Genomic DNA, 17372 nt, shown 5'->3' on the forward strand with positions numbered 1-17372 from the left:
CCCACCGACTCCCCAGCCTGTAATAGCGATGTATCGTTCTGAGGGATGGACAAACTTTTTAGTAAATATTCTGTAAAACTGGCTGACAGGTTCAGAATGAATCCCCCGCTGCGTATCGGTGTACCAGAGCTCACCTTCACAGTCCCAGCCTTTCAGTTCGAGATAACGATGGTCATCAAAGCGATAAACCACCTGCGTCGGCGGCTCTTTCGCCTGACAGCCTGAAGCCATCAGCAATATAGCCAAGACTGTTCCTGCTGCATTTTTCATTTCCATTAACTTCCCTGTTTTACTCAATAAGGGCGAATATCGAGTGCCGATATATGATTTTGTAAACCCAGTTCACGGTCACTTTTTGCTTTGGGCATATCCCATTGCAGATTTGCAACCTCCTGGTTACCTACTGCTAGATCGCGTGATAGCTTTACCTTAGTTGCATTGTTAAATTCATTTACCACGCCAAAATTCCCTTTAGGTAAAATGTCATCAGGTCTGTTCATAAACCATTTTGTAGTTTCATCAGGCAGTATCCCTGAACGGTAATACTCCACTGCCTGCAAATTTGTATTCAGCGGATCCCGCCAGTCCGCACGGTGCAGCAGGTCTTCCCAGAATTTGCCTGCCTTATAATCAAAGGACCGGCACTGGCCGATGGCCAGGTCAAAAGCCATCGCATGGGACGGGGCATATTCACTCATCACGATTGACGAGTGCTGGCTGTAACTTACTGGGTCGGATTTCGCCCATTCCTTTTCCAGCTCTTCGCGCGGGCGAAGCCAGGTTAATGTCACGGTCGGAAAATCCTTTGAACCTGCCACCACGCCGTTAATCACCTGGACACCGCGCTCATAGCTTTCCATTTTCAGCTCATCGGGCGTCAAGACATGGCCGGGACGCCAACTGAGGCTTTGGTATCTGCTAACACCGTATGTGGCGCTTTGCGTCCGTTTGATGGCGTAGGCTTTTGCTGAGTAGGAGATATAGGCGTCCGGGCTGTCCGGATCGATGGAGGCGGTATACGGCTTATTTCTCGTTTTTGGATCGTCGCCTTTATAATTATTTGCCCCCTGCAATGTGAATATAAACTTCACCGGTAGCTCTTCACCGTTCACCATCACGTCATGCGCGGTGTAAGAGGCGTTACCGACTGAACTGTAATCCGCATCACCCGTTCTCACGGGCGGCAGGCTAAACGGTTTCCCGTCCGGCGTCGTTCCCACCTCTCCATGTTGATAAAATACCCGCTGATACAGGTTTGGAATATGGCTGGCAATATCTTCAGGAATACCGCGCCAGCCGAACCCCTGTATGTTCTTGAGGGAGACGGTGCCGTCATTCGGACAAAAATAGTTATAGACCCGGCCGTTATTATCACGTCTGTATCTTGTATCCGTCCTTAACGGGTTGTCGGACGGTTTACGCAGCGTGCAGGCCGCTTCCATTGCCAGAATATCGGCTTCTGTTATCTCACCACCTTTGTAATGCGTCGCCATCAGTGCGCAAAAGTTCTTAAACGTCTGCACCCGCGCATCGGATGTCTGATGATGACCCGGTTGAATATCTTCAGCCAGCCGACTTTCGAGCGAGTAAGGGGAGTGATTGAGAATGACGCAGTTAACCGGTTCATATCCCGCCTGCTTTACCAGCATGTTTGCCAGCATGGTGATAATCGTCCCCTGACTGTGGGCCACGATATTTATGACATCATTTTCTGTTACCGGCTCACGCCGGATTGTGAGGATTAAATCCGCCAGGCGCTGTGCGGCAAAGAACTGGTAAATCCGGTGAGGATTAGAAAAAATAGGATGGGTAAAATCACCATCATTCGCATGCAACGTTATAATCCCTGCTGCGGACGTTGCTAAACCTCCCGCGCCTGGCCCCAGCATATCCGGAATATTGGTTGTCGCATTCGCAAAGGTGACGCCGCCCTTGGCATAGTTCACATCAAGCGCGTTACCAAAATTGTCGTTCTGGTATTTAAACGCCCCCTGGCCGTCATTACCCAAATCCGCTTTTTTCTTCGCATCATCCTCCTGGTAAGCGTCGAACGGCAGATGTGCCTCCGCCTTAAGCTTGCTGACTTCATTGCGATAGCGCAGCTGATCTGCGCGGTATTCTTCATGCGTTACGGGCTTATAGCCCCAGTAAAACGGGATAACAGGCGAGCGGCCCGGCGCCGCGATTTTCTTTTGCGCCTCTTCATTGTGCGTCATGATGAAGTGATTCCATTCATGCGCGTACATATCTGTCCGGTTAAGCCGTTTATTTAACCCGGCGATAATGCCTTTCTCCTGATTCTGATAAGCTTCACCCACATCGTTTACCCCATGAACCAGAATCACGATCCCCGGCATCGGACGAGGAATGCCCACCCTGCATGTCTGCGCCGTCAGGCTTAATGATTTGGGGACGGGGATATCGTTCTCAGAGACCACGCGCGGGCAATACGGGCTTTTCTTCTCATCAGCCATCAGAGTACCTCCAGTTTGTACGAATCAAGGTCGGCCGCATCCAGCAGCGGGGAACAGCCATTGCTGTCGGTCACGCCTTCAATCATTTGGCCCGCCGAGCTTTTAAGGCGGAACGCGCGGTTAGCGAGGATCTGCTCCGGGTCGTCAGACGCATGCAGCTGATAGCGCTGTGCAAACGCGCCCTTGTTAAATGCAGGCGGTTGCGTTTGCACGCTTTCCGCCCCTTTATAGGCAAAATTCGGCGCTTTAATGTCCACGCCGGTTGGCGAGAAAATTTCAACCAGCCCGCTGGGACTAATACGGATGCCACCACCACCGCATACCAGCTGTATTCCCTGCTTCGCACTGCCGTTAATTTTGCCTGCCGTGCTCGTGACGGTGAAATCATCCTGAGAAAGCATGTGCAGGGCTCCGCGCTGCGCCTCCGTTTTGATATCACCGGCACTGGCAATCAGCTGTATGCCAAGTTTGCGGGCGAACAGAGAGAGCCTTTCCCCTACGGCCAGCGAGAATTTTTTCACCACGTTTACGCTGCCGTTGCGGCCAGCGGTTGCAATCAGATCCTGACCTGCCGAAAGCTGCAGGCTTTGCGGCGTGACGTGGGCCTGTCCTTCTCCGGCATAGGTCAGCAGGCCCGAGCCCGAAAGCTTATTCAGCGTCTTAAGCAGGGCATTTTGTCGTTCGGTATCCACCTCATCGGCACCGGCCGTCATTGTGCACTGCTGCAGCGTTATGGCCAGCGAGAGTGCTTTTTCGAGCTGCGCGATGGCCGCCGTCATATCCAGCTGTTGTCCCTGGGCGCGCGGCTGCGCTTCAGTGCTGATCATTACGCCTTTTGCCGCTCGCAGCGCCATCCAGTCATCTGTTCGCGCTTCAAGACCTTCCCCGCGCGGCTTTCCTTCCGCATCGACAAGATGGCCCACGCTGAGCTGTCCCTTTCCGCGCTCTGTTGAAATCTTGATATGTTCCTGGCCCCGCTTGTCTTCCAGACGGATTTTATTCAGGCCTGCAGTACGGATGATGTTGCGGGTATCATTGCGGTTTGTGACTAAATCAGTGTGCGCGCCGTTATGCATGGAATGGGCGATGAACGGACGATCCGGATCGCCGCCTTCAAACGCAATGGCGACCTCCGTACCTTCGAGCAGTGGAAAATGAAAACCGTAAACATCTCCGGCGTACGGTCTGGCAAGGCGCACCAGCGCACTTTCAAAGCCTGAACGTTTCTCATCGAGATCAAAATCGAACTTCACCCGGTAGCGTCCGGTGGCATCAATCCCCGCATAGATTTTATTGCTGCCTATCGCCATTACCCGTGCGGGAACGGTACCTGCAATTTGTGGTCGGGGAAGAAATTCTGGCCTGAAACTATACTCATGCCGGCAAGGGATGCCTGACAGCAGGGCTTGATAATGCTCTGCGCGACTGCCCGTTATCGTCATTGACGTAACGAAAAAACCTTTCTTAAAGCCATCAGGAATTTGACCGGTTATATCGAACTTTATTCCCGGCTGCAGTTCCGCTGCGCTGGTTGTGGCACCGAGTACACACTGGGTATTTAGCAGGCGCTCATAGCGCAAACGTGCATAGAACGCAGCGGTTTCGCTTTCTTTTCCATAAAAATCCCCGCCCTCAAGAAAATGATCTGAATGGTGATACTCTCTGCCTGCCGTCATGCCACCGGGAATGTCGGTACTTACAATAGTTTTGTCCGCCTGTGGAGAGAGGGGGGCGCGGTAGTTATAGGCCCTCACCATTATATTTTCGGGTATTAACGCGTGTCGTTCTTCCAGTTTTGTCACGTACTCATCATGACTGGTCATCCCGGAGCGACGAACAAAGGGGAATTTCTTTTCGCTAATGATATAGCGACTGGCAGAGTCGCCAAATATAACCACTGTTTCCGTCGGCGTGGTGCTGTGATTTTCAAGACGGAACCATATTCCTACTTCGGCCAACAGGCGGCGAATAAACTGCAGGTCGGTCTCTTTCCACTGAATAATCATTTCCCTGCGGGGATAGCTACAGCTGAGGTTGTCGAAATCAATATTGAAGCCTTCAAAATAACGGCTCTCTTTCATCAACTGCGTGACGACCTCCGGCACGGAGACATCGGTGTACACTGCCGAACGGAAGTTTCTGTTCAGTAACGCAAGTTCATGTTCAAGCACGCATTCATAGAGCGCTTCATCTGAAGATGACTTAAGGCGGGAAAACGCAGTAATGGTTCCATTGATCTGGCGCACTGGCAGCCAGGTTGGCTGACCATGCCATGACGCCTCAGGGTTAGGAGCGCGAAGAAGAAATTCCGCCTTCTGATTCAAAACGGCGTCAGGTGAAATATTTGCATTGGGGCTGGTAAATCGGATGGTATAGCGATAGGGCTGGCTGAGTGCTTCTTCGCCTGTAAAGGAATGTACGTCGTTTAACGCGTTAGCGTTACGTGGGAAAAAAAGTAAATAGCGATTTAGCGTGTCATTTTGCTGAAAGTTTCCTGGGCGCACTGCCATGACAATATCCCTTTCAAGAGCAGTAAAATCATAAAATAATACTCTCTTAGCAAAGAAACGTAAGGGTAAAAATCATGTTGATGTATTTATTTTTGCCTGATGTATTTATTTTTCGTATATATAAAACATATTAATTCATAAATAAAATGTGATTTAAAATAATAATGAAAAAGTTCGATTTATTATTTTTCAGGATCGTCGGTTGCCAAACAGGGTTATATGCGCTCTGACTTTTCATTCAGAGCGACATTCGGCTATGGACTTGCAGTAGGGGTTTTCATCACTTTTGAAAAAATGGCGGAGGATTTATTCGTCCTCTGAGTGAAGGGGAGGGCATCAGACTGCCCTGATGCCCAGCAGTGAAGACGCGGTAGCTTTCCCCTTCAGCAATTCTTCTGTCTTCCCATCCCACGCAATTCGCCCTTCGGCAATCACCACCGATCGCGGCGCAATCCGTGCGGCATCCTCAATACTGTGCGACACCATCAGCATCGTCAGTTGCTGGCGCTGACAGACGTCCTGCACCAGCGCCAGCATCTCCTGGCGAAGCGCGGGATCGAGCGCAGAGAAGGGCTCATCCAGCAGCAGTACTGGCTGCTCTCGCACCAGACAACGCGCCAGCGCCACGCGCTGACGCTGGCCGCCGGAAAGCTCGCCCGGCAGCCTGTCGATGAACCCGGTGATCCCCATCTGTGCGGCAATGATCTCCAGCTTCTGGCGCTGGGCGTCGTTCAGCCTGAGCCCCGGATGCATTCCCAGAGCGATGTTTTGCCGCACCGTCAGATGGGTAAACAGGTTGTTTTCCTGGAACAGCATTGAGACCGGACGTTTTGCGGGCGGCGTGTGGGTATGATCGTGATTTTCAATGACGATCGCGCCGCTTGCCGGCTGAAGAAAACCCGCAATCAAATTAAGCAGCGTGCTTTTTCCCGCGCCGCTTGGGCCAAGTACGGCGATCATCTCCCCCTGGCGCACGGAGAGCGTGAAGCGCATCGGCAGATGCTGGTAAAGCCAGGTTACATCAGTCAGTGTTAACATCGCGCCCCGGAAGTTTTTCGATAACGGTAAATAAGGCAAAGCACAGCAGCAGCAGTAACAGTGCTGTGACCGCGCCATCATGACTGCGATAAGAGCCGATTTGCTGATAGAGCCAGAACGGCAGCGTGCGGAAATCTTCGTTGCCAAAGAGGGCTACCACGCCAAAATCGCCAATCGACAGCACGCAAGCAAACGCCAGCGCCTGGGCGAGCGGCCGTTTTAGCGCGCGGAGTTCGACCACCTTCAGTCGCTGCCAGCCCTGCATGCCCAGCGACTGGCACAGTAAACCGTAACGGCTGTTGACGTCGCGCATCGGGTTTTCCAGCACCTTAAGCGCGTAAGGGATGGCCATTAAGGCGTTGGTAAAAATGACGATGCCGTCGGCGCTTTCCGGCAGGCCGATGGTGCTATTGAACAGTAAAAAGAAGCCCGTCGCCAGCACGATGCCCGGCATCGCCAGAATCAGCATGCCCGTCAGCTCCAGCGCCTGTCCGGTTTTACGAGCATGACGCGCGTAGAGTTCACGGCTGCTCCAGAGCAGCATCATGGTCAGAAGTACACAGACCAGCCCGGCAGCCAGCGCGATGCGCAGCGAGGTCCACGTTGCTTCCCAGAGGACGGGCTGCTGCAGGACGGACGTGAGATTGAGGTTCAGTCCGTCAACGATAACGGCCAGCAGCGGCGGCAGCAGCAGCATGAGCGCCAGCGTAATCAGGATAAAATCGGCGACGCGGCTGTGCAGGCTGTCCTGCGGGTCGCGCCAGCCGGTTATTTGATTACTGCCAGCGGGAATGGCTTTACTCAGTCGCTGGCTCAGCAGCACCAGCACCAGACAGCACGCCATCTGCACCATAGCCAGCAGCGCGGCGCGGCCCGGATCGTAGTCGTAACTTAAGGCCTGATAAATCGCCAGCTCGATGGTGGTGGCCTGCGGCCCGCCGCCGAGCGAAAGCACGGTGGCAAAGCTGGCGAAGCAGAGCATAAAGATTAGCGCGGCCACCGGGGCAATCTGACGTCGCAGCCACGGCCATTCGACAAAGCGGAAGAACGACCAGCCGCGCATGCCGAGCTGAGCCGCAATCTGGCGTTGCTCGCCGGGAATGTTTTCCAGCGCCTGTAAAAAGAGGCGCGTCGCCATCGGCATATTGAAGAAAATGTGCGCCAGCAGGATGCCCTTCAGCCCGTAAGGGGAAAAGGTCCACTCCAGCCCCAAAGATGCAAAGAGCGAAGCCAGCCAGCCCTGACGACCGTAGACGCTCAGAATGCCAAAAACGGCCACCAGAACCGGCAGGATCAGCGTCATGGCGCACAGGCGCAGCAGAGCCTGCCTGCCGGGAAAACGCCGGCGGTACAGCGCTCGCGCGAGGAAAATGGCCGGGATCGCTGACAGCAGCGCAGAAAGAAACGCCTGCCAGAAAGAGAACCGGATAACGTGCCAGAGATAGCTGTCGTGCCAGAGCGCGAGCAGATCGCTCTCTGGCGCATTAAACCACAACGCAAGGAATGCCCCCAGGCTGACCACCACCATCAGCATGGCGGCGAGCAGGCCGGGAATTAACCAGCCGGGAATTAACGGCTGACGGCGCGTTGCCATTCACTTACCCATGCTGCACGCTGCGCGGCGACCTGCTGCGGCGTAAATTCCAGTGAGGTTGTTGGTTTGGTCAACTGCTCGAAACCTGCGGGCAGCGCAACGCTGGTGACCGGATACATCCAGTTCCCTGCGGGAATCGCATTCTGGAACGCCGGTGAAACCATGAACTTCAGGAACTTCTCGGCCAGCTCCGGCTGTTTGCTGGCGGCGGTACGCGCTGCCACTTCCACCTGCAGATAGTGCCCTTCAGCAAAATTCGCGGCGGCGTAGTTGTCTTTCTTCTCTGCGATGATGTGGTAGGCCGGAGAGGTGGTGTAGCTCAGCACCAGGTCGCTTTCCCCTTTCAGGAACAGGCCGTAGGCTTCGCTCCAGCCCTTGGTCACGGTGACGGTTTTGGCGGCCAGTTTCTGCCACGCTTCCGGCGCTTTATCTCCATAGACTTTCTGCATCCACAGCAGCAGGCCCAGACCCGGCGTGCTGGTACGCGGATCTTCATAGATCACGCGCCACTTCTGGTCACTTTCCACCAGCTCTTTCAGGCTTTTCGGCGGGTTTTTCAGCTTATTTTTGTCGTAAACAAAAGCAAAATAGCCGTAATCGAACGGCACAAAGGTGTCGTTTTTCCAGCCGCCCGGCACGTTGACGGCATCTGCCGCCACGCCGCTTTTGGCAAACAGTTTGGTTTGCGTCGCGGCTTCCAGCAGGTTGTTATCCAGCCCGAGCACCACGTCGGCCTTGCTGTTTTTCCCTTCCATGCGCAGACGGTTGAGCAGCGACACGCCATCTTCCAGCGCCACGAACTTCAGCTCACAGTTGCAGTCGGCTTCAAAGGCTTTTTTTACCACCGGGCCAGGGCCCCAGTCGGCGGAGAAGGAGTCGTAGGTGTAGACCGTCAGGACGGGTTTCGCGAAAGCAGGCAGCGCAAACAGCGCCAGCAGGGGGAAAACTTTTTTTAACACTTTGCACCTCAGAGTTGAGTGGCAAAGGATTTTGAGCGACAGCCTCAAATCCCTTCGCCGGCGTTATCCGGATCAGGTTCGACGGGTATTATCTCAGCGCACATCTGTGATGCAGCACCCCGTTGAGAACGGCGCTATTGTAATGATTTGGTGAATATTACGAAAGCGTTATGGTTCCGGCGGCGCAAACCAGGCGGATTTAAAATCAAACCAGCCCAGGGTGTTCATCCGCAGGCCGCGCATGCTGCGTTGTCCCTGGATCAGCAGCCAGTGGTGGATCAACGGTACGATCGTCTGCCCGGCCAGCAGCTCCTGGCACCATGCGGCCAGATCCATTTCGCCTGCCCGCCACTTCGCGGCGTCCTGCTGCCAGTCCCGGTTGATACAGTGCTGAATGAGGGGCACTTCATACAGGTGAGAAAAGAGCGAGAAATCAAGCGGCAGCGTGAAGTTGGCGCTATTGAGCCAGATATCGCTGACGACATCCCCGCGGTGCCATTCATCATAATCGACTTCCTGTATCGCCAGCGTTACGCCTTCGGCCGCCAGCAGCTTGCTCATAATCTTCGCGATAAAACGGTGCTCAATGTGATCGCGATAGTAGCTGAGGGTGATGGTCTCCAGCCCGGCAGGTTTTCCACTGCGCACCGGCTGAGCATGGTGCCAGCGCGGAAGCAGGCCATATGCCGGGAACCACCAGGTCTGGTATTGCTCCTCTGCGTGATAAATCAGGTTAGCCGGGGCCAGAACATGGCTGATCCACGTGCGGACGTCGTGGTTTGCTCCGCGGTGGCTGCGGCTGTCAAAGAGCAGGTAGTAACAGCCCTCCTCCAGGCGACTTTCGAACGCCTTTTCGCTTGTTGTGGGGCCTTCCAGCGTCAGGCCTGCGCTCAGCTCTTCGTTGAGATCCGGTAATACCCAGACGTTCACTTCGTCGATCAGCGCCCGATAGCCAAAATAGTCATCAAAGGCGCGGATCTTGAGCTGGTTGTTGGTATTGCGCGTCACGGAGTAGGGGCCCGTGCCAATCGGCAGGCTGGCAAAATTGTTCAGCGATCGCCATTCGCCGGGCAGGATCATTGAGGGCACATAGCCCAGCAGCCACGGCAGCCATCTGTCCGGCTGCGACAGTTCAATGTCCAGCGTCCAGGCCGTGGGGGAGTGGATCCGCGAGACGTGCGAATAGAGCGGAAGCGTGCGGGCGCGTTCCAGAGAGGCGATGACGTCACTCATCTCCAGCTCGCGTCCGTGGTGGAAGTGAATGCCCGGGCGTAAAAAGAAACGCCAGTGCAGGGGGGAAAGCTGCTGCCAGTGGTGCGCGATGTCCGCTTCCAGTTCCCCGTTTTCCTCATTTATTTTCGTCAGGCCGCTGAATATCTGCCGGGCCATATGGGTTTCAGAACGACGCAACGCGGTGCCGGGCAACAGGTTTTTCATTGGCCGATAGTAGAGCACCCGCATAATGTGGCGGCCCTGACGAAAGCTGCGCCCCAGATGCGAGACCAGCATCTGGCGCACGGCGGCCTTGTCGCCCACCAGCTGGACCAGCTGATCGATGCGATCCTGCTCCAGCAGATCCTCCGCCCGCTGTTGCTGCAGCGCCAGACCAGTATAGAGGAAGGTTAAGCGAGAGCGCTTGCCGCGTCCGGCCTCGGCCTCCCAGCTTAGCCAGCCCTGCTGCTGCATGGTGTTGAGCAACGTGCGCATATGGCGGCGAGAGCAGTTGAGAAGTTCTGCCAGCTCGTTAAGCGTGGTCTCCTGCGATTGACCCTCGCAGCACTGCCACAGGCGGATAAATTGTTGTTGCAGTCGACCGGATGGCATAAAAGAGGAACTCCTGACAAAAAATCAGCAATTTATTAATCCCTATATTAGGCCAATAATGCTTTCCGATGAAGTGAGGAGGTAAATTATGAAGAGGTCTACCGCACGTCAGTTTTATCAGCAGTACTTTTCAGCGACAAAAGGATCGTCCTGGCTGGCCCGCCAGTGTGCAGAGCAACGGCTGAAAATATTGGAAGAACTGATGCAGTGGGACGTTACGAAACCGACCTCTTCCCGCTAACTCGCCTCGATCATGTGTGACTGAGTATTGGTGTTTATCACCCGCCAGCAAAATGTTTTTGCTGGCTTTTTTCGTTTATTCTTTCACCCAATTTCGATTCGCTTTCACAAGGACTTGCGCATGCTGTGGTTGATGACGATGGGGCGCCGCCTGAATGGCGTATATGCCGCTTTTATGCTGGTGGCCTTTATGATGGGCGTGGCGGGGGCCCTACAGGCGCCGACGCTGAGCCTGTTCCTCAGCCGCGAGGTGGGCGCACAGCCGTTTTGGGTTGGCCTGTTTTATACCGTCAACGCCATTGCCGGGATCCTCGTTAGCCTGGGGCTGGCGAAACGATCGGACAGCCAGGGCGATCGCCGCAGGCTGATCCTCTTTTGCTGCGCGATGGCCGTGGGCAACGCGCTGCTTTTTGCCTTTAACCGTCACTACCTGACGCTCATCACCTGCGGCGTGCTGCTGGCCTCTCTTGCCAATACCGCCATGCCGCAGCTGTTCGCGCTGGCCCGTGAATACGCCGACAGCTCGGCGCGGGAGGTGGTGATGTTCAGCTCGGTGATGCGCGCGCAGCTCTCTCTTGCATGGGTCATCGGCCCGCCGCTGGCCTTCATGCTGGCGCTGAACTATGGCTTCACGGTCATGTTTTCGATCGCGGCAGGCATTTTTATTATTAGCCTGGCGCTGATTGCCTTTGCGCTGCCGTCCGTCGCTCGGATTGAGCAGACGACGGATAAGCCCATCACGCAGGTGAGCGGCTGGCAGGATAAAAACGTCCGCATGCTGTTTATCGCCTCCACGCTGATGTGGACCTGTAACACCATGTACATCATCGATATGCCGCTGTGGATCAGCAGCGATCTGGGCCTGCCGGACAAGCTTGCCGGGATCTTAATGGGCACAGCTGCCGGGCTGGAAATTCCAGCGATGATTCTTGCGGGGTATTACGTGAAGCGCTTCGGAAAGCGTCGGATGATGATCGTCGCCGTGGCGGCCGGGGTGCTGTTTTACGCGGGACTGATCCTTTTCCATTCGCGTGAAGCGCTGCTTGCGCTGCAGCTGTTTAACGCTGTGTTTATTGGTATCGTTGCCGGGATCGGCATGCTCTGGTTCCAGGATCTTATGCCCGGACGCGCAGGCTCTGCGACCACGCTTTTTACCAACAGCATTTCGACGGGCGTTATTCTGGCGGGGGTGATTCAGGGGGCGCTGGCGCAAAGCTATGGCCATGCCTCGGTTTACTGGGTGATTGCGGCGATTTCGGTGGTTACGCTTGGGCTGACCTGCCGGGTCAAGGATGTTTGATTCCGGGAGGTGGCTTCACGAAATGAGACGATTGTCTGACCGTTCTGGGAGGTAAGCCGTGGCCCGCCTCCTGCGGGCCACTGCTTTTAGCCCATAAACGCAGGCTGTTTTTTCTCGTACGCGGAGATGGCGTCCTCGTGCTGGAGCGTCAGGCCAATGCTGTCCAGACCGTTGAGCATGCAGTGGCGACGGAAGGCATCGATGCTGAAGCTGTAGGTCTTATCCCCGGCTTTCACCACTTCCCCTTCCAGATCCACCTCAAACGCCATGCCCGGGTTCGCCTTAACCAGCGCGAACAATTCATCGACCTGCTCGTCGCTCAGCGTCACCGGCAGCAGCTGATTGTTGAAGCTGTTGCCGTAAAAGATATCCGCGAAGCTCGGGGCGATAACTACCTTAAAGCCATAGTCGGTCAACGCCCATGGCGCATGCTCACGCGATGAGCCGCAGCCGAAGTTTTCCCGCGCCAGCAGAATGGAGGCACCTTTGTATTCCGGGAAGTTCAGGACGAATTCCGGGTTCGGCACTTCGCCTTTGTCGTCCAGAAAACGCCAGTCGTTAAACAGGTGTGCGCCAAAACCGGTGCGGGTCACTTTCTGCAAAAACTGCTTAGGAATGATCGCGTCCGTATCGACGTTAGCGGCGTCCAGCGGGACAACACGGCCCGTATGTTGGGTAAATTTTTCTGCCATGATTGTCTCCTTATTTCAGACTGCGAATATCGGCGAAATGGCCGGTAACTGCCGCGGCGGCGGCCATTGCCGGGCTGACCAGATGGGTGCGTCCACCGCGGCCCTGACGGCCTTCAAAGTTACGGTTGCTGGTAGAGGCGCAGCGCTCGCCCGGATTCAGGCGGTCGTTGTTCATCGCCAGACACATTGAGCAGCCCGGCAGGCGCCACTCGAAGCCTGCTTCGATGAAGATCTTATCCAGACCTTCCGCTTCCGCCTGGGCTTTCACCGGACCGGAGCCTGGAACCACCAGCGCCTGCACGCCCGGCGCCACTTTACGGCCTTTGGCAATCTCTGCCGCCGCGCGTAAATCCTCGATACGTGAGTTGGTGCAGGAACCGATAAAGACTTTATCAATGGCGACATCGGTCAACGGTACGCCTGGCTTCAGTCCCATATAGGCCAGCGCTTTTTCCGCACTGGCGCGCTCGACCGGATCGGCGAAGGACGCCGGGTCCGGGATGCTGTCGTTGACGGAAATCACCTGGCCCGGATTGGTGCCCCAGGTCACCTGAGGGGCGATCTCTTCCGCCTGCAGCGTGACAACGGTATCGAAGGTCGCGCCGTCGTCGGTTTTCAGGGTTTTCCAGTACGCCACCGCGTCGTCAAAATCCTGACCCTTCGGCGCATGCAGACGGCCTTTCACATAGTTGAAGGTGGTTTCGTCCGGCGCGACCAGGCCAGCTTTTGCGCCCATCTCAATAGCCATGTTGCACAGGGTCATACGACCTTCCATGCTCAGCGCCTGAATCGCGTCGCCGCAAAATTCCACAACGTGGCCGGTACCGCCCGCGCTGCCGGTTTTACCGATGATGGCCAGCACGATGTCCTTCGCGGTAATGCCCGGCGCGGCTTTACCCTTTACTTCAATTTTCATGGTTTTGGCGCGGCCCTGCTTCAGGGTCTGGGTCGCCAGAACGTGTTCCACTTCAGACGTGCCGATCCCGAAGGCCAGCGCGCCAAACGCGCCGTGGGTTGCGGTATGGGAGTCGCCGCAGACGATGGTCATGCCCGGCAGGGTAATACCCTGCTCAGGCCCCATCACGTGGACGATGCCCTGATACGGATGGTTCAGGTCATACAGCTCAACGCCAAACTCGTTGCAGTTCTTGATCAGCTCCTGCATCTGGATACGCGCCATCTCACCCGAGGCATTAATGTCTTTGGTCTGGGTGGAGACGTTGTGATCCATAGTCGCGAAGGTTTTACCCGGCTGACGTACCGGGCGCTTGTGCGCGCGCAGGCCGTCGAAGGCCTGCGGAGAGGTCACTTCGTGTACCAGATGACGGTCAATGTACAGCAGCGGGGTTTCGTTTGGTGCCTCGTAAACAACGTGCGCATCAAACAACTTTTCATATAACGTCTTAGCCATGATTACACCCCTTCAGCGACATAGCGGGCAATAATGTCGCCCATTTCATCGGTACTGATTGCTGCCGTGCCGCGCGCTAAGTCACCGGTACGGACGCCTTCTTCTAACGCCCGGTTAATGGCGTTTTCAATTGCGGTTGCTGCGTCGCCTGCATCGAGGCTATAGCGCAGCAGCAGGGCCAGGGAGAGGATCTGCGCAATCGGATTAGCAATGTTTTTGCCGGCGATATCCGGTGCGGAGCCGCCCGCCGGTTCGTACAGTCCAAAGCCTTCTTCATTCAGGCTGGCGGATGGCAGCATGCCCATAGAACCGGTGATCATCGCGCACTCGTCAGACAAGATATCGCCGAACAGGTTGGAGCAGAGCAGCACGTCAAACTGGGACGGATCCTTAATCAGCTGCATCGTTGCGTTGTCGATGTACATGTGCGACAGCTCAACGTCCGGGTACTGCTTAGCGACTTCACTGACGATCTCGCGCCACAAAATGGACGACTGCAGCACGTTCGCTTTATCAATGGAGGTCACCTTATGGCGGCGCTTACGTGCCGACTCAAACGCGATATGGGCGATACGTTCAATTTCGAAACGGTGATACACCTCGGTATCAAACGCTTTCTCATGCTGGCCGCTGCCTTCGCGACCTTTTGGCTGACCAAAGTAGATCCCACCCGTCAGCTCGCGCACGCAGAGAATGTCGAATCCGTTGGCCGCGATGTCCGCGCGCAGCGGGCAGAACTCTTCCAGCCCCTGATACAGCTTCGCCGGACGCAGGTTGCTGAACAGCTTAAAATGTTTACGCAGCGGCAGCAGCGCGCCGCGCTCTGGTTGCTCTGCCGGCGGGAGATGTTCCCATTTTGGGCCACCGACGGAGCCAAACAGCACGGCATCGGCATTTTCGCAGCCTTCAACGGTGGCTTTCGGCAATGGCGTTCCGTGATTATCAATCGCAATACCGCCCACGTCGTAGTGGCTGGTGGTAATTTTCATCGCAAAACGCGTGCGAACGGCTTCCAGTACTTTCAGCGCCTGTGCCATTACTTCCGGGCCAATACCGTCACCCGGCAACACAGCAATATGGTAATTCTTCGACATTACACGGTTTCCTTGTTGTTCTCTTTATTCTGAGCTTTGCGTTGCAACTCTTTTTCGACTTCAGCGGCGCGCCAGATGTTGTTCAGGACATGCACCATCGCTTTCGCGGAGGATTCGACAATATCCGTCGCCAGGCCCACACCGTGGAAACGGCGGCCGTTGTAGTTGACGACGATATCCACCTGACCCAGCGCATCTTTACCATGTCCTTTCGCCGTCAGGTCATACTTCACTAACTCAACGTCGTACTCGGTGACGCGGTTGATCGCCTGATAGATAGCGTCGACAGGGCCGTTGCCGTTTGCCGCTTCCGCTTTAATTTCATCACCGCAGGCCAGTTTGACCGAGGCGGTGGCGATGTCGCTGGAGCCGGACTGCACGTTGAAGTAATCCAGACGGAAGTGCTCTGGCTCTTCCTGCTGCTTGTTGATGAAGGCCAGCGCTTCCAGGTCGTAATCGAACACCTGGCCTTTCTTGTCGGCCAGCTTCAGGAACGCGTCGTACAGCTGATCCATGTTGTAATCGCTGTCCTGATAGCCCATCTCTTCCATACGGTGTTTCACCGCCGCACGGCCGGAACGGGAGGTCAGGTTCAACTGCACCTGGTTCAGGCCGATAGATTCCGGGGTCATGATTTCGTAGTTTTCACGGTTCTTCAGCACGCCGTCCTGGTGAATGCCGGAGGAGTGTGCGAAGGCGCCGGTGCCGACAATCGCCTTGTTGGCCGGAATCGGCATGTTGCAAATCTGGCTGACGGTCTGGCTGGTGCGCCAGATTTCGTTGTGATTGATGCGGGTGTGCACGTCCATGATGTCTTTGCGCACCTTGATTGCCATAATCACTTCTTCCAGCGAACAGTTGCCCGCGCGCTCGCCGATACCGTTCATCGCGCCTTCTACCTGACGCGCGCCGGCGTGCACCGCGGCGATGGCATTGCCTACGGCCAGGCCCAAATCATCATGGGTATGCACTGAGATGATCGCTTTATCAATATTCGGTACGCGCTCATACAGGCCGGTGATGATGTTGGAGAACTCAAACGGCATGGTGTAGCCGACGGTGTCCGGGATGTTGATGGTTTTCGCGCCCGCGTTGATGGCGGCTTCCACTACGCGTGCCAGGTCTTCGATTGGCGTGCGGCCCGCATCTTCACAGGAGAATTCAACGTCATCGGTGTAGTTGCGTGCGCGCTTAACCATATATACCGCGCGTTCAATGACCTCATCCAGCGTGCTGCGCAACTTGGTTGCGATATGCATGGGGGAGGTGGCAATAAAGGTGTGAATACGGAAGGCTTCGGCCACTTTCAGCGACTCAGCAGCTACGTCGATGTCTTTCTCTACGCAGCGCGCCAGACCGCACACGCGGCTGTTTTTAATGGTGCGGGCGATAGTCTGGACGGATTCGAAATCACCCGGAGACGAGACCGGGAAGCCGACCTCCATCACGTCGACGCCCATACGTTCGAGAGCCAGCGCAATCTGCAGTTTCTCTTTTACACTCAGGCTTGCCTGTAATGCCTGTTCACCGTCACGTAAAGTTGTATCGAAAATAATGACTTGCTGGCTCATGGGTTAGGTCCTTGTCAGTCTTAGGGCGCCTTGCTACGAGCATAAAAAAACCCGCGCAGTGGCGCGGGTTTTTAGTCTTACTGGTGACGATTCAACGCTGAATTTCGCCCGCCAGTCTACCGCGCACAGTGGATGCGTTTAGTAGTAGTAGACCGGTGAAACGAATGGTGCGTGTCATGAATCGTGCTCCGTTAAATTCAATATGCTTTTAGTGGTACTGGATACGACTGTGCATGTCAACCCCTGATGGTAAAAACGGCCCCGGAAGGTCGAGCAGGGAGGATGTGTGCTTTAGCTTATTGTGCTGGATTTTTCTTGTCTGGCTTTACAAATTGTCTAAATTTGGACTTAAAAAACATTTGCAGAAACAAATAAAATTAATAGGTATTTTTCAGGCGATCGTTTTGTTATGTAAGTGTCCTTTTAAAAATTCTTTAATATCACTTATTTATCATTCTGGTAAGTGTGTTTTGACTTTACTGAAACGAAAGGTGATAACAGATTATTAACTTAGTACTGAGCAACAGCGATAACAGTTTAATTATACTTAAGTCATCCTTAACTGGATGGTTGTTGTATATTGATTCGGTTTATGGTTTCATTCCAGCACTAAAGTTAAACATATCTTTTGCGTCTATTTTTATTTTAACGTTATTACGTGATCT

Annotated in this window: 13 protein-coding genes, 1 pseudogene and 1 riboswitch; of the genes and pseudogenes, 2 read left to right on the forward strand and 12 right to left on the reverse strand. The window is 54.9% G+C overall.

The genetic code is table 11. From position 1 onward, the window contains the following. The 7 genes and pseudogenes from URZ40_RS18230 to sgrR all read right to left on the reverse strand — a co-directional run. A pseudogene (locus tag URZ40_RS18230) lies at positions 1–231 on the reverse strand (hypothetical protein); the annotation flags it as partial. A 62-nt stretch (positions 232–293) separates the two neighbouring features. Continuing rightward, on the reverse strand, positions 294–2474 hold the full coding sequence (locus URZ40_RS18235) for a DUF3274 domain-containing protein (protein ID WP_320720959.1): 2181 nt from the start codon (positions 2472–2474) through the stop codon (positions 294–296). Then, positions 2474–4984: a type VI secretion system tip protein VgrG gene (locus tag URZ40_RS18240; RefSeq protein ID WP_320720960.1), complete on the reverse strand. Its 2511-nt coding sequence runs from the start codon at positions 4982–4984 to the stop codon at positions 2474–2476. Before URZ40_RS18240 ends, URZ40_RS18235 begins: the two co-directional genes overlap by 1 nt. Before the next feature lie 336 nt (positions 4985–5320). Further along, complete coding sequence (gene thiQ, locus URZ40_RS18245; RefSeq protein ID WP_233002950.1) at positions 5321–6022, reverse strand: thiamine ABC transporter ATP-binding protein ThiQ; 702 nt, start codon at positions 6020–6022, stop codon at positions 5321–5323. After that, on the reverse strand, positions 6006–7616 hold the full coding sequence (gene thiP / locus URZ40_RS18250) for a thiamine/thiamine pyrophosphate ABC transporter permease ThiP (RefSeq protein WP_320720961.1): 1611 nt from the start codon (positions 7614–7616) through the stop codon (positions 6006–6008). The genes thiQ and thiP overlap by 17 nt, the downstream gene beginning before the upstream one ends. Continuing rightward, positions 7592–8575, reverse strand: a complete 984-nt coding sequence (gene thiB, locus URZ40_RS18255) for a thiamine ABC transporter substrate binding subunit (RefSeq protein ID WP_116342476.1) — start codon at positions 8573–8575, stop codon at positions 7592–7594. Before thiB ends, thiP begins: the two co-directional genes overlap by 25 nt. A 31-nt stretch (positions 8576–8606) precedes the next feature. Further along, positions 8607–8707, reverse strand: a riboswitch (TPP riboswitch). 36 nt (positions 8708–8743) lie between these two features. Then, a complete protein-coding gene (gene sgrR, locus URZ40_RS18260) occupies positions 8744–10399 on the reverse strand; it encodes an HTH-type transcriptional regulator SgrR (protein WP_163330307.1) in 1656 nt (551 codons plus the stop codon). A gap of 88 nt (positions 10400–10487) precedes the next feature. Between sgrR and sgrT the strand changes: the two genes are divergently transcribed. After that, entirely contained in the window at positions 10488–10640 is a 153-nt protein-coding gene (gene sgrT / locus URZ40_RS18265) for a glucose uptake inhibitor SgrT (RefSeq protein ID WP_116342480.1), read from the forward strand. A 120-nt stretch (positions 10641–10760) separates the two neighbouring features. Continuing rightward, a complete protein-coding gene (locus URZ40_RS18270) occupies positions 10761–11939 on the forward strand; it encodes a sugar efflux transporter (RefSeq protein WP_116342482.1) in 1179 nt (392 codons plus the stop codon). An 86-nt stretch (positions 11940–12025) separates the two neighbouring features. On the opposite strand, the gene leuD is transcribed toward URZ40_RS18270, so the two are convergent. The 5 genes from leuD to leuL form a co-directional block, all read right to left on the reverse strand. Beyond that, positions 12026–12631, reverse strand: coding sequence for a 3-isopropylmalate dehydratase small subunit (leuD, locus tag URZ40_RS18275; RefSeq protein ID WP_023345432.1), 606 nt, complete (start codon positions 12629–12631; stop codon positions 12026–12028). Between the two features lie 10 nt (positions 12632–12641). Then, positions 12642–14042 carry a 3-isopropylmalate dehydratase large subunit gene (gene leuC, locus URZ40_RS18280; RefSeq protein WP_163330309.1) on the reverse strand — a complete coding sequence of 467 codons (1401 nt, stop codon included), beginning with the start codon at positions 14040–14042 and terminating at the stop codon, positions 12642–12644. Between the two features lie 2 nt (positions 14043–14044). Then, positions 14045–15136, reverse strand: a complete 1092-nt coding sequence (gene leuB, locus URZ40_RS18285) for a 3-isopropylmalate dehydrogenase (RefSeq protein ID WP_320720962.1) — start codon at positions 15134–15136, stop codon at positions 14045–14047. After that, positions 15136–16707, reverse strand: coding sequence for a 2-isopropylmalate synthase (leuA, locus tag URZ40_RS18290; RefSeq protein ID WP_116342492.1), 1572 nt, complete (start codon positions 16705–16707; stop codon positions 15136–15138). The genes leuB and leuA overlap by 1 nt, the downstream gene beginning before the upstream one ends. Positions 16708–16798: 91 nt before the next feature. Continuing rightward, positions 16799–16885 (reverse strand): leu operon leader peptide, encoded by an 87-nt coding sequence (gene leuL / locus URZ40_RS23210; RefSeq protein ID WP_071786497.1) that lies wholly within the window; start codon positions 16883–16885, stop codon positions 16799–16801. Between the last annotated feature and the right edge of the window lie 487 nt (positions 16886–17372).

This window comes from Enterobacter sp. 296B2, from assembly GCF_034106185.1.
GTDB classification, from domain to species: Bacteria; Pseudomonadota; Gammaproteobacteria; order Enterobacterales; family Enterobacteriaceae; genus Enterobacter; species Enterobacter cloacae_N.

Bases quoted from the DNA above. Each gene is read 5' to 3' on its own strand.
- URZ40_RS18235 (WP_320720959.1), bottom strand. From the start codon at position 2,474: ATGGCTGATGAGAAGAAAAGCCCGTATTGCCCGCGCGTGGTCTCTGAG.
- URZ40_RS18240 (WP_320720960.1), bottom strand. From the start codon at position 4,984: ATGGCAGTGCGCCCAGGAAACTTTCAGCAAAATGACACGCTAAATCGC.
- thiQ (WP_233002950.1), bottom strand. From the start codon at position 6,022: ATGTTAACACTGACTGATGTAACCTGGCTTTACCAGCATCTGCCGATG.
- thiP (WP_320720961.1), bottom strand. From the start codon at position 7,616: ATGGCAACGCGCCGTCAGCCGTTAATTCCCGGCTGGTTAATTCCCGGC.
- sgrR (WP_163330307.1), bottom strand. From the start codon at position 10,399: ATGCCATCCGGTCGACTGCAACAACAATTTATCCGCCTGTGGCAGTGC.
- sgrT (WP_116342480.1), top strand. From the start codon at position 10,488: ATGAAGAGGTCTACCGCACGTCAGTTTTATCAGCAGTACTTTTCAGCG.
- URZ40_RS18270 (WP_116342482.1), top strand. From the start codon at position 10,761: ATGCTGTGGTTGATGACGATGGGGCGCCGCCTGAATGGCGTATATGCC.
- leuD (WP_023345432.1), bottom strand. From the start codon at position 12,631: ATGGCAGAAAAATTTACCCAACATACGGGCCGTGTTGTCCCGCTGGAC.
- leuC (WP_163330309.1), bottom strand. From the start codon at position 14,042: ATGGCTAAGACGTTATATGAAAAGTTGTTTGATGCGCACGTTGTTTAC.
- leuB (WP_320720962.1), bottom strand. From the start codon at position 15,136: ATGTCGAAGAATTACCATATTGCTGTGTTGCCGGGTGACGGTATTGGC.
- leuA (WP_116342492.1), bottom strand. From the start codon at position 16,707: ATGAGCCAGCAAGTCATTATTTTCGATACAACTTTACGTGACGGTGAA.
- leuL (WP_071786497.1), bottom strand. From the start codon at position 16,885: ATGACACGCACCATTCGTTTCACCGGTCTACTACTACTAAACGCATCC.